This is a genomic window from Yoonia sp. D2-7 (genome assembly GCF_055809435.1).
This window is the reverse complement of record NZ_CM147912.1, coordinates 1,166,093-1,179,345: the sequence shown is the minus strand read 5'-3', so window position 1 is coordinate 1,179,345 and position 13,253 is coordinate 1,166,093. Positions and strand designations below refer to the sequence as shown.

The following is a 13,253-nucleotide window of genomic DNA, read 5'->3' as shown; positions in this document are numbered from 1 at the left end:
GTTATTCCGCCGGTGGACGCCCACGCGCGCCCTTAATTGTGCGAGAGAGTCCCGCGATATCCGCCCGAATGTCAGCCATCGTTTCTTGGCGACCTGCGGACATTTCTTCAAGAACCCGCAGCAATTGCACATCAATGGACCGCAGACGCATCCGGCTTTCCGCGTCCAATCCATCGACACCACCGTCTTCAAGCCGTTCGATCAGACGCTCTTGCCCTTCTGCAATACGCTGCAACAGTGCCGACTGGTCATTACCGCCCTCGCGCCCGTAGGCCAGTGTTTCGACGGCCGTCGAAAGTTTATCCAGCCTTTCGTCCATGATCGCCCGATTGGCATCGGACTGCGAAAACACGACCGCCATTGTCTCGACCTGCTCCGCAAGATGTTCCATAAATCCCGCAAGTGCGCCGCTGCCAGACGTGTCGCCATCATCGTTTGCTGACACGCTCAGACGGGTAATCGTCGACAGCCATTCTTCCAGTTCCTGATAAAAACGGTTCTGACCTTGTGTCGCGAAAAGTTCCAACAAGCCCACGATCAACGATCCAGCCAGTCCCAACAAGGACGACGAAAACGCGGTGCCCATACCGCCGAGCTGGCTTTCCAGTCCGGCCTGCAATCGCCCAAAAATATCCGCGCCACTTTGGCCTTCTTCTGGCGACAGGGACCGGATCGTTTCGACCAATGCGGGAACGGTTGTCGCAAGTCCGTAAAATGTCCCTAAAAGGCCGAGGAAAATCAGCGTATTACCAATATATCGGGTGATTTCGCGAACTTCATCAATCCGTTGCCCGACCGATTCCAAAATGGATCGCCCAGAAGATGACGACAATTGCGTGCGCGCACCGCGTGACCGCAAAAGTGTCGCCAGTGGTGCAAGTAACGAAGGGGCCGTGGTCAAATGATGGCCCGCACGTTCCGCAGCAAAGCCTTCAATCCATTGCACCGAATACATCAACTGGATGACTTGCCGGAAACACAGCACCACACCAATCACAAAGACCGCAAAGATTGCGCCATTCAGGATGGGGTTCGACCAATAGATAGCAAGCAGCGGCCCGCGGCCGACGTAAAACCCGGCCCCGACGAGGCCAAGCACGATAAGCATAATTGTGATCTGCCCAACCGGTTGCGAAAACTGCGGTGTGGGTTTGCGTTCAGTCATATCTGACACGGGCGTGTGGCCTCTACTGCTCTATATTTTGTGGGGCAGCATAGTCGGATACATACGGAAACCAAACGATTTTATGCAGTTTCCGCGATCTGCCTGACCCGTGTGACAAGCCAATCCATATCGCTATCTGGAATTTTCAGTTCGGCGAGCAGGTCGGCAGTGTTGTAAAGGTATTCAGTGTTCGGACCACGACCACCAACAGCTGTCGCGATTATCTGCGCCTGCTTTTCAAGATCAAACTGACAATATTGGACATGCCCGGGGTTAATGACGTAGGCCAATGCTTCAATATCCCGCCCGTCATCTGCTTGTAATGTCACATGTTTTTCCAAATAGGCAGAGGATACGAGTTCCCTCTCGCGCAGATATGCCAGCACATCGTCCGCATGTTCATCATCAACGCGCAGCGCCAATCCAGTACATGTGGCATCAGCTTCGTCCAACGCCAAAACCAACCCTGGATCGTCGTCAGTCCCGCGGTGATGTATCGACAACATACAAAAAGAACGATGGTAGCCCTTCAACGTGGCGCGTACTTTTTCCGCCGGTTCAAATCCCGGGTTCCACAACAGTGACCCGTACCCAAATACCCAAAACGCCATGTTGCTGGTCCTTCTACTTGTGCGCCTGTAAACACTGCTTGGGCGAGTATTGAAAGGGCCGTTGATGAAGCGTTTGACTTACTTTGTGGCAATCATTGCACTTATCTACAGCGGATACTGGGCCGCCGGGGCCTTCGCTTTGAAAAATGGGATGCAATCACAACTGACGCAGATGACCGATGAAGGTTGGACTGTCGAATATGACACGCTGAACACAAGAGGGTTTCCTTCCCGTTTTGATACAACTGTGACCGACCTCAACGTGACGACGCCGGACCAGTCGACCAGTTATGCCACATCAATGTTGCAAGTCCTCGCCTTGTCATATCGCCCGAATAACGCGATCATCGCATTTCCACTGGAACAATCGCTCACATTGGACGGCCTCCCAATCCTCATCGAAAGCGCCGGATTGCGGGCAAGCGTAAGCGCTAATGCGAACACGTCATTGTCGCTTGATCAAGTCTCAGCCGAGGCCCAATCGCTATCATTTGCACTAGGCCAAGCTCAGCTTTCAGCCCTTTCAGGCCTTCTTGTCGCAGCCCGAGAAAGCAGCGCCGCACCATATACTTATGACGCGTACTTAACAGCATCAGACGTCGTCTGGCCGTCCTTGATCCTGGGACAGTTGCCAATTGACGGTGGATTGCCTCAGACCATTTCGAACGTCACATTTGATGCAGGCATCACGCTTGATCGTGCCTTGGACCGCCACACGTTACCGGTCTGGCAAAGCGATCCTGGCCAATTGCGCGGTATGAACTTGCGCGCGTTTTCGATGAACTGGGGGCAGTTCGAAATTTTGGGCGCCGGCAGCTTCACGGTCGACGAAACCGGGACGCCCGACGGAACGATTACACTAACTTTGAACGATTGGCAGGGTTTGCTGGACGTGGTGCAATCGACTGGCATGTTACCCGCGCAATATCAATTTATGGCGCAATCCATGGGGCAGACCCTGTCGCAAGGCGAGAAAACGATGATTCTGCCAATCACCGTGCAAAACGGAAACCTGTCCGTAGGACCGCTGCCATTGGGACCATCGCCAAAATTCTAATCGCTTCCGAACAGCCCGGTTAACGCCCGCCGTCCCAACGCTGTGACAGACGGTTTCGACGTTGCATGAAACGGCAGTGGGCGGCAAACCTCCATCGCAGCGACGCCGACGCGTGCGGTCAGTGCACCGTTGATCACACCTTCACCGAACCGTCGCGAAACCTTGGACAGAACCCCGCCGCCCGCGATTGATCCAATCATGTCGTCGCCAATTGCGACGGCACCTGTTGCGACCAGATGCGTGAAAACAGTGCGGGTTAATCGCCAGCTACCGATCGTACCTGACCTGCCGCCATAAATCTCTGCGATCCGACGGATCATACGCAAATTTGCCGTCAATGCGGTGAAAACATCCGCCAAAGCCAGTGGAACAAGGGCAGTCACCGTGGCGACCTGACGGGCTGCAGCTTCGATTTCGCGGGTTGCGCGGGTATCCAGCGGATCAAGAACTGTCTTCTCAGCCAATCCAAGCAGCCCGTCCGCATCCAACATATCGTGCTGTTGCTCGGCCAATTGTCCGCGCCCCCACGCCGTATCGTCGCGTCTCGTATAAAGGCGATTCAATTGGGTCACGGCATTGCGCGCCTCGGCCAGATCGTTGGTGGTCATCGCGCGAGCCGCAGATTTGTGAATACCATCAAGACGTTGCAAACGGCTGAACGCGGCGAGTTCTCTGATCGCCATTCCTAATAGGACCAGCACAAATCCCGCGATCAGCGCCGTTGCAATGCCACCTAAGATCGGCGAACGCGCAATCAAACCAGTGACGTAGTCCCATGCTGCAAGTGAAACGACAAACCCCAGCAATGCCAAAAGAAATGACCAAAACCATTTTGCAAAGGGCGACGGGCGGCGCGTAGCAAGTGCCGCGACTTGCTGCATTGCGGCCCCATCGGCGGCATTAGGCAGATCAATGACTGGCACAGCATCCGCTGGGTTAGTCGCGTTCTTACTATCGAGATCAATCAAGACTGGACCGCGATTCTTTATGCTGCTCATGGTCAATCCTTTGTCCACGTCATGAAGGCGTCTGGCAATTTTTCTTCATTGCCCTGTCCGTCCGTCAGGTCGGAAATGTGAAATTTGTTCGCCTCGTAAAACGCAATCGCGTTGTTGCTGGCTTGAAAAGTCCAAAGCGTAAGTTGTTCGCGATCCTGTTTCACGGCATCCAACAACGCTGTCCCCCACCCTTTTCGCCGCAATTCGGGTGCCAAATACAACGCGTCGATGCTATCTGCCTGTCGCGCCAGAAATCCGAAACCATCTTGACTGTCTGCAACCCAAACTTCGCGCGTGTTGATTAGTTTTTGGCAGAAAGCAAAATCTTCAGCACGCGTATGGATCCGCGGCATCCAAGGTGTCGCATCTATCCAGCCACTCAACACCTCAGCCATCGCCGCCGCATCCGAAATATCGGCGGGCCTGATCATAGACGATCCCCGAACAAGAATTCTGCGGCCCGATCAAGACGAATATGCGGTGGCCCATCCCCTGGACGCAATGTCAGCGGGGCCGGAGCAAAATTCATCACTTGATAATCCGCATCAAGCCAAGCCTGCGCCCCCTCTTCAGCTGGCGCCAACAAATGTGACGGGTCTGACGGCAAATCACCGGGGTAAAACGCGGCCTGCTTTCCAGATCCCAGCAACTGACCTTGAACCACGTTCAAAGGGCCATCGCGATGTTCTACCGTTTGTTCAACCGTCGTACGCAAGGACGCAATTGACATGGCAGCGGTTTGCGCACCCGCAAATCTTGCTTTGTCTCGCGCTTCGCGCAGCAATGCCTCTGTGATCGCGGTCAATTGAGGATGCTGGGTGTGATGCAAATGATCTGCTTTGGTCGCCGCGAATAGTATTTTTTCAACCTGACGTCCCTGAAAGATACGCGTGAGAAAGGCATTTCTCCCAGGACGGAATGCCCCTAAAATATCTGCCATCGCCTGTTTCAAGTCAGCAACGGCAGGTGGACCGGCATGGATTGCACCTAAAACATCAATCAAGACGACCTGTCGGTCAATTTTTGAAAAATGATCCCGAAAGAACGGTTTGACGATATTGCGTTTGTAACTTTCGAACCTGCGTTCCAATTCACGCCCTAGCGATCCGCGCCCCCAACTGTCCGCTGGCAGTGGCGCAAAAGTCAGCACAGGCGACCCAGCAAGGTCACCGGGCAGCAGAAACCGACCGGGTGTACAGTCAGAAAAGCCGGCCTCTCGCGATGCATTCAGATGCGCCGTATAAGATTTGGCCAACGCCTGTGCTTGCGTTTCGTCCAGCTTTGCCGTGGCATCAATCGCGCCGAGTGTTTCCAGAAATTCATCGCCGCCGGGTCGTCCAGCCGCACGAGCGATTGCCCCCTTCGACCATCCCGCAAAACTGATATCCAGCAACCCCAGATCAAGCAGCCATTCACCCGGATAATCAACGATATCAAGATGAACGGTTCGCGGCCCCGACAGACCTGACAACAACCCCGTTGGCTGTACGCGCAAAGATAGGCGTAGCTCGGAAATATGCCGTGTTCCATCAGGCCAACTTGGGGTCGGGGACGTCAACCGCCGCAGGTGATCTTCGAATTCGAAGCGCGGCAATGTATCGTCCGGTTGCGGCTGCAAATAAGCCGTGCGGATCGCCCCGTCCGCCGCCGCACGCATTTGCGGCATCCGCCCCCGATCCATCAGGTTTGCCACCAGCGACGTAATAAACACGGTTTTGCCAGCGCGGCTTAGTCCGGTCACGCCAAGGCGGATGACCGGATCAGAAAAAGGGGCGCTTAAGGTGTCCGTTACCAAATCAACGCTGCGCGTGATCTGGTCTGCAATTGCGGCAAGTACCAATTTCGTCCCCTTTTGACGTGTCTTACCCCATAGATAAGGGCAGCGCGTTGTCTTGGGTAGGGATTGATTTCATCCGTTGCTCCCCCTAATCGGTCGCTATGGGTCGTTTTGCTTTGAAAATCGAATATGATGGTGCGCCATTCGCAGGGTGGCAGCGGCAAGCGGATCAACCATCCGTGCAAGGCGCGATTGAAGCTGCATTGGCAAAGCTGGAACCGGGTGCGCATACGATCGCCGCCGCGGGTCGCACAGACGCTGGCGTGCACGGTTGGGGGCAAGTTGCCCATTGCGACCTGCAAAAAGACTGGGATCCGTTCCGCCTGTCAGAAGCGCTCAATTATCATCTCAAGCCGGATCCCGTTGCGATCGTTGCCTGTGCCCGCGTTGACGATGCGTTCCACGCTCGTTTTTCTGCCGTGGCCCGCCATTACATCTTTCGCATCATGGCCCGCCGGGCACCGCTGACATTTGGTCATGGGCAATTTTGGCGGGTCAATCATGACCTTGACCTCGATGCGATGCAGGCAGGTGCCGCAGCTTTGCTTGGTGAACATGACTTCACGACCTTCCGGTCAACGATGTGTCAGGCGGCAAGTCCGGTTAAGACACTAGACCGTCTTGATGTCGCGCGCATCGTGCAACCCGAAGGCATCGAATACCGCTTTGACGTCCGCGCCCGATCATTTCTGCATAACCAAGTGCGCAGTTTTGTCGGGACCCTTGAACGTGTTGGAACGGGCGCTTGGGCACCCGAAGATGTCACCAAAGCGCTCGCTGCAAAAGACCGATCGGCTTGCGGCCCCGTCTGCCCACCACAGGGCCTTTATTTGGCCCATGTAGTTTATCCGGATGACCCGTTCGCGGATTAATCGCAAAAGTGATCGAAAACAGCGCAAGTTATCGCCAGAATATCAAAACACGCATTTTCCCGCGCGACGTGACAGTCTAATGTTCAAGGAACTAATCGACGCCTGAAAGGTTGTTCGACGAACTATTGGGGCGGCTATGAGATTTTCCTTCGCAACGGCAACAGGTCTTTTGGGCCTTTTCGCGCTTCCTGCGGTAGCGCAAGACATTACATTCGACGCAGGTGATGCTAGCGACACTCTTAGGGGGGAACTGCGTTCTGCGTCATCGGTGCTGGCCCTAAAAGGCGAAGAAACCACGGAAGCGCAAGACCTCGTTGCCGCCGCCCGCGCCGACTACCGACGCATCCTGACCGCGCTTTATGCGGCTGGGTATTATGGCGGGGAAATCGGCATTTTGGTCAACGGACGTGAAGCGGCAGGCATTCCCGCACTTGATGCACCGCAGACAATCAATTCCATCGCAATTTCCGTCACCCCGGGTACGAAGTTTCAATTCGGGGAAGCCGTTGTAGGCCCAGCACCGTCCACCGCTGTGCTACCCGAAGGTTTCGTCACAGGATCAGGTGCCAGCACCGACGTGATCCGAAGCGCCGTCAGCGCTGTTGTAACAGCTTGGCAAGACGCAGGTTATGCCAAAGCGGCCGCAGATGGTCAGCGGATCACAGCACGCCACCGTGACGAAACGTTAGATGTAAATGTGACAATCGCGACCGGACCGCAATTGACCTTCGGCGATCTGATTGTCAGCGGGAACACCGCCGTGCGAACGGATCGTATCGTCGCAATTGCAGGCCTGCCAACGGGATCAGTATATTCACCCGACGATCTGACAACGGCGGAGCGGCGACTGCGCGACACTGGTGCGTTTGATAGTGTCGCTTTGGTCGAAGCCGAAGACATCGCCGCTGGTGATGTATTGCCGATCACCGCCCAAATCGCAGAGGCCAAGCCACGGCGATTTGGCTTTGGCGTTGAACTTTCATCAATCGAAGGGCTGGGGACATCCGCCTATTGGCTTCACCGGAACTTTTTCGGCGGCGCGGAACAGTTTCGGGTTGGCGCGGAAGTATCCGGTATTGGCGGCGAAACGGGTGGCGTCGATTACAGTCTGACCGCAAGTTTGAAACGTCCGGCGGTTTACGGCCCTGATACCGACTTTCTGATTTCTGCTGAAATCAGCCGCGAAGACGAACCTGATTACATTTTGGATCAAGCCGCTGTGGAAGCCACGCTGACCCGATTGATCCGCGAAGATCTTGAGATATCGGGCGGTTTCGGGCTGATCACAGCGCGCGAAGAAACCGAAGCGGGTGTGCGCGAATTTACGTTGCTGACAGCGCCCCTGGGCGCGACGCTTGATCGCCGTGACGACGCAACAAACGCCAACAACGGTTACTACATCGACATTGATGCGACCCCATTTCTTAGCATCGATGGTGCGGACAATGGCGCACGGCTTTTTGCTGACACACGTGGATATCGCAGCTTTGGCGAAGAAGATCGGTTCACATTGGCCGCTCGCAGCCAAATTGGCTCAGTCTTAGGCGCAGATGCGGAAGATGCGCCTGCAGACTTCCTGTTCTTTTCTGGCGGCGGCGGCACCGTGCGCGGACAACCGTACAACGCACTCGGGATCGACACGGTGATTGATGGTGAAACTGTCGGTCGCGGCGGATTGTCCTTTGCCGGCGCACAATTGGAGGCCCGCTACGGTGTCACGGATACCATTGGCGTTGTTGGTTTTTATGACGTGGGATTTGTTGGCGAAACCTCTGATCCATTCGGTGACGGGGATTGGCACGCGGGTGCGGGTCTTGGCATCAGATACAACACCGGCATCGGCCCGATCCGGTTGGATATTGCCACCCCCACAACCGGCGGTAACGCAGGCGAACGCGTAGAAGTTTATATCGGCATTGGACAATCATTTTGAGATACCTTCTGATCACATGTGCGCTTGTCACAACCCCTGCCCCGATCATCGCCCAGACCACGCAGGAAGACGAAGACAAAAGTTACCTGACCACGTTGATTGAAGACAACTTGTCCGGGGTCAGCCGTAGCGTAAATATCTCAGGTTTTCGCGGTGCGCTCAGTTCAGAAGCTACGATTGATCGATTAACAATTTCGGACGAAGACGGCGTCTGGCTCACGCTTGAGGAGGTTGTTCTGGATTGGAACCGGTCCGCTTTGCTACGTGGTCGTATCGAGGTCGAGCAACTAAGCGCGGTCAAAATTATCGTGGCGCGCGCGCCGATATCCGAAACAACAACGCCGTCAGCGGAATCGCAACCCTTCGCCTTGCCCGAACTTCCCGTCAGTATCGAACTGGGCACCCTACAGATCGACCGGATCGAACTCGGCGAAAGTTTTCTAGGCGAACCGGTCAACATCAGCCTTACAGGCAGTGCTGCGCTTGAAGGCGGTGAAGGCACGGCCAACGTCACCGCCATCCGCCTTGATGAAACCGATGGGCGCTTTGTTATCGACGGAAGCTACAGCAACGAAACAACGATTCTCGATCTTACCCTCGACGTAAGCGAAGCCGAAGGCGGCATTGCGGCCAAACAACTTGATATTCCGGATCAACCGGCACTTGCGCTGACCGTTGCGGGCGAAGGTCCCCTTGATAGTTTTGCTGCAGATATCGCACTGGCAACCGACGGCGTGGACCGGATTGCGGGCCAATTCGCGCTCGAGACGATTGACGACAATCAAGGGTTTCAACTGAACATCGGCGGTGATCTGACACCGTTGCTGGAAGGCGATTACCACGACTTCTTCGGCGACGATGTCGATCTTGTCGCAGCTGGTCGCCAGCTACCCGACGGGCGGTTTGATCTCAGCGATCTTGATCTCACAGCCCAACGATTGCAGTTGACTGGTGGTGCATTGATCGGTGCCGAAGGCTGGCCTGAACGTTTAAACCTAACGGGGCAGATCAACGACCCAACAGGCGATGTTGTTCTGTTGCCGCTTGCTGGTCCGAAGACCTTTGTCGATGATGTTTCGCTGAATGTTCAATACAATCAAGCGGTTTCCGACGATTGGACAGCGTCCTTCGTCGTGAATGGCTACGATCGCCCTGGATTGTATATCGCAGAGATTGACCTATCCGGCGGCGGCATCTTGCAGGCTGGTGAAGGGGCCGAGCAAACCGGTCGCGTCACGGCCGATTTCACATATGCGGCCAGCGGCTTGGAATTGGATGATCCCGGCACGGCGCAGGCCTTTGGCGACGCGGTCACGGGCACGATCTTGGCCAAGAGGGTTGAGGACGAACCGTTCATTATCGAAGAACTCACCCTTCGCGGTCCTGGGTTGGAAGCCGACGCAAACGCGCAGATCAGCACATCAAGCGAAGCCATTCGTATCACCGCCACATCAGCGTTGCGCGTGTCCGCTTTGGGGCGGTTTTCGACACTTGCGGGACGAGATCTCGCTGGTGCTGCCAACGTCGACATTAACGCGGACGTCGATTTACTGAACGACCTTTACGACATCACTGTTGCAGGCACGACGACCGACCTCGCAGTTGACGTGCCACAGGCCGATCCGCTGCTGGCTGGCGACGGCGATATTTCCGTCGCCTTTGTACGGGACCCTGACGGTACGCGATTGGAAACCTTTGAAATCACAACTGACGCGGCGCAAATTACGGCGGATGCTGATCTGACTTCCGAAGGGAGCGATGCGCGTTTCCAAGCCCAAATAGCAGACATCAGCTTGGTCGAACAAAGCCTTTCGGGGCCGGTCACGCTTGGCGGTACAATTTCCCAAGACGCTGAAAAGATTGTGACCTTTGATATCGTCGGCGACGGACCAGATGTCACCTTGCAGGCGAAAGGCAACGCACAACCTCTCGAAACGGGATACAACGTACTCGCAAATGTCGCGGCAGATGTCGCTGACTTGGACACCTATGCTGCACTGGCGGGCCGGCCGTTGGACGGGGCTATGGACGCCGAACTGTCTGGTGTTCTGTTGACCGAAGGGCTGCGGTTTAACGGCGAATTGTCGGCAACGACAAACGATCTGGTCATTGGTATCGACCAGTTTGATCCCCTGCTTGCCGGTCGCGGCACCGTTTCGGTCGGATTGGAACGCAACACTGAAACCCAATACCGCGCCCGCAATCTTGTTTTGCGCATGCCGCAGATCACGCTGGATGCGGATGCGACGGTGGATACCCAAGGCCCGCTCGACGCGGACTTCAACTTGCGGATTGCCGAAGTGGGGCTTGTTGTGCCTGAAATATCAGGACCACTGACGGCAATCGGAACAGCATCGCGCGACACCGACGGGGTGGCGATTATCGATGCGTCCGCCACTGCACCCGGCGTAAATTTGACGGCCGATGTTGCGATTGCGCCCGAAACGAACGCAATCTCCGGCAATATCCAAGCGCGGGTAAATGACCTCAGCGATTACCGTTCGTTGATCGGTCAGCCGGTAAGCGGCGGGGTAACGGCGGACATTTCAGGGCGACTATTGCCCGATCTTTCCGAACTTGATGTAACGCTCGACGTGGCAACGCGCGACCTTCAGACCGGCGTCACCCAAGTTGACCCATTGCTAGCGGGCGAAGGTCGTGTTCAAGGCATCGCGCGGCGCGATACGGCGGGGATCACCATCCCTGCCCTGCAAGCCAGCACCCCGCATTTCGATCTGAGCGCGACATTGTCACAGCTCGAACAAGGCGGAACGGGCACATTTGATCTTAACCTGCAGGACATCGGTCTTGTCGCAGACGGCATCAACGGGCCAGCCACAGCCAAGGGGCAAGCCGACCAGTCCGCGAACGGCGACTGGGCCGTCAACGCAGATGTCACAGCCCCCGGTGCCGATATCGACGCTGATGTCACAATCGCCGCAGAGACTAATGAAATCAGCGGTGCGCTACAGGCCGCCATCAATGATTTGTCGGCCTATCGTCCGCTGATTGGTCAGCCTGTGTCGGGTGGCGTAAATGCGAATGTTGTCGGTTCGGTTCTGCCGGATCTCAGCGCATTTTCCGCCGACATCGACGTCGCAACCCGCGATCTTGCCATCGGCAATCCGACCGTTGACCTATTGCTGCGCGGCGCGGGATCGCTTGATCTTACGGCCGCGCGGACCAGCAACGGCATCCGGATCAGCAATCTAGCCGCCAGTACCAACAACGTCACCGTGAACGGAAATCTGGACGCGAACGACAATGGGAACAGCAGTGGGCAGTTTAACGCGCAGTTGCGGGACATTGGCATCTTTACGGATCAACTCAGCGGTCCTGTGACGGCCAGCGGCACAGCATCGGTGGCATCTAACGGAACCATCGGTTTGAACATTGATGGCACAGGTCCGGGCGGGATCACCGCGCGCGCAGATGGCACTGTGGCCTCCGGTGGTGATCTGAACATCGAGGTTAACGGGGTGGTGCCGTTGGCTTTGGCCAACGCGGCTATCGCCCCGCGTAGCGTCAATGGAACTGCGACGCTTGACCTGTCCATCAACGGGCCCGCGTCGCTTGAAGCTGTGTCAGGTCGCGTCTCGATCAACGACGCAAGACTATCCGCGCCGACGTTCGCGCAAGCCCTTGAAGATATGTCCGGCAACATCGGCCTGTCCAATGGGACGGCACAGCTTTCTGTCACTGGCAACGTGCCATCGGGCGGCAACATCGCCGTGTCCGGACCAATCGGACTGACGGGCAGCATGCAAGCAGATGTCACCGCACGATTAAACAACGTCGTCGTTCGCGATCCCGAACTTTATGAAACCAGCATCGATGGCCAAGTTGCGATCCGCGGCCCGCTAAGCGGTGGTGCAAACATCGCAGGCACACTGACGCTTGGTCAGACAGATGTGCAGGTACCATCTTCCGGCGTTGGATCACTTGGCGATTTGCCGGATGTGGTTCACATCGGGCAAAACGGTCGCGTGCAACGCACTTTGGACAAAGCGGGCGTGACACTGCCAGAAGAAACCACGCAGTCCGGGACATCCGGCACCGCCTTCCCGCTCGATATCACGGTGAACGCGCCATCGCGTATCTTTATCCGTGGTCGTGGTCTTGATGCGGAATTGGGCGGCAGCCTGTCGCTTGGTGGAACAACCGCAAACATCGTGCCTGTTGGGCAGTTTTCATTGATACGCGGTCGGTTGGACATCCTGCAGCAGCGGTTCGAACTGGCAGAAGGCGTCGCGTCACTTCAGGGTGATTTTTCCCCCTATATCAGGCTTGTGGCAGAAACAGAGGCGCGCACTGGCACGCAGATCAGGATCATCGTGGAAGGTCCGGCTGACGCCCCCGAAGTCAGTTTTGAATCGACCCCACAATTGCCACAGGACGAAGTCCTTGCGCAGCTTATTTTCGGTCGCAATCTGTCCGAAATCAGTCCCTTACAGGCCGTCCAGTTGGCGGCTGCGGTCGGTACATTGGCAGGACGCGGCGGCGGCGGTTTGATCGACGGCTTCCGGCAGGAACTGGGTCTGGATGATTTTGATGTGACCACGGATGAAGACGGCAACGCCGCGGTGCGCGCGGGCGCATATCTGTCCGAGAACGTCTATACAGACGTGACAATCAATTCCGAAGGCGAGACCGAAATTAACCTGAACCTCGATATCACAGACGAAATCACCGCCAAAGGTACGGTCGATGCGGACGGTGAGACAAGTATCGGGATTTTCTTTGAGCGTGACTACTAAATACAAACGTATCGCCCGCCGTA

9 protein-coding genes are annotated in these 13,253 nt (G+C 56.1%); 4 read left to right on the top strand and 5 right to left on the bottom strand.

All coding sequences use genetic code 11. The annotated features are described in order from the left end of the window. Nucleotide 1: 1 nt before the first annotated feature. Both AC0L7R_RS05715 and AC0L7R_RS05710 read right to left on the bottom strand, forming a co-directional pair. Nucleotides 2–1,165, bottom strand: a complete 1,164-nt coding sequence (locus tag AC0L7R_RS05715; protein WP_348109571.1) for a biopolymer transporter ExbB — start codon at nucleotides 1,163–1,165, stop codon at nucleotides 2–4. A gap of 80 nt (nucleotides 1,166–1,245) precedes the next feature. Beyond that, nucleotides 1,246–1,776 (bottom strand): gamma-glutamylcyclotransferase, encoded by a 531-nt coding sequence (locus AC0L7R_RS05710; protein ID WP_473659479.1) that lies wholly within the window; start codon nucleotides 1,774–1,776, stop codon nucleotides 1,246–1,248. A gap of 64 nt (nucleotides 1,777–1,840) precedes the next feature. On the opposite strand from AC0L7R_RS05710, the gene AC0L7R_RS05705 reads away from it, so the two are divergent. Then, a complete protein-coding gene (locus AC0L7R_RS05705; RefSeq protein WP_473659477.1) occupies nucleotides 1,841–2,833 on the top strand; it encodes a DUF2125 domain-containing protein in 993 nt (330 codons plus the stop codon). Here AC0L7R_RS05705 and AC0L7R_RS05700 read toward each other — a convergent pair. The 3 genes from AC0L7R_RS05700 to AC0L7R_RS05690 are packed head-to-tail and all read right to left on the bottom strand — an operon-like array spanning nucleotide 2,830 to nucleotide 5,671. Beyond that, nucleotides 2,830–3,831, bottom strand: a complete 1,002-nt coding sequence (locus AC0L7R_RS05700; RefSeq protein ID WP_473659475.1) for a TIGR01620 family protein — start codon at nucleotides 3,829–3,831, stop codon at nucleotides 2,830–2,832. The genes AC0L7R_RS05705 and AC0L7R_RS05700 overlap by 4 nt on opposite strands. Before the next feature lie 2 nt (nucleotides 3,832–3,833). Beyond that, a complete protein-coding gene (locus AC0L7R_RS05695) occupies nucleotides 3,834–4,262 on the bottom strand; it encodes a GNAT family N-acetyltransferase (protein ID WP_473659473.1) in 429 nt (142 codons plus the stop codon). Further along, nucleotides 4,259–5,671 (bottom strand): YcjX family protein, encoded by a 1,413-nt coding sequence (locus AC0L7R_RS05690; protein WP_473659471.1) that lies wholly within the window; start codon nucleotides 5,669–5,671, stop codon nucleotides 4,259–4,261. The genes AC0L7R_RS05695 and AC0L7R_RS05690 overlap by 4 nt, the downstream gene beginning before the upstream one ends. Before the next feature lie 98 nt (nucleotides 5,672–5,769). Between AC0L7R_RS05690 and truA the strand changes: the two genes are divergently transcribed. The 3 genes from truA to AC0L7R_RS05675 all read left to right on the top strand — a co-directional run bounded on the left by truA (nucleotide 5,770) and on the right by AC0L7R_RS05675 (nucleotide 13,230). After that, a complete protein-coding gene (gene truA / locus AC0L7R_RS05685; RefSeq protein ID WP_473659469.1) occupies nucleotides 5,770–6,540 on the top strand; it encodes a tRNA pseudouridine(38-40) synthase TruA in 771 nt (256 codons plus the stop codon). Nucleotides 6,541–6,676: 136 nt separating this feature from the next. Further along, a complete protein-coding gene (locus AC0L7R_RS05680) occupies nucleotides 6,677–8,473 on the top strand; it encodes a BamA/TamA family outer membrane protein (RefSeq protein WP_473659467.1) in 1,797 nt (598 codons plus the stop codon). Continuing rightward, nucleotides 8,470–13,230, top strand: a complete 4,761-nt coding sequence (locus AC0L7R_RS05675; RefSeq protein WP_473659465.1) for a translocation/assembly module TamB domain-containing protein — start codon at nucleotides 8,470–8,472, stop codon at nucleotides 13,228–13,230. Before AC0L7R_RS05680 ends, AC0L7R_RS05675 begins: the two co-directional genes overlap by 4 nt. The last annotated feature ends 23 nt before the right edge of the window (nucleotides 13,231–13,253 follow it).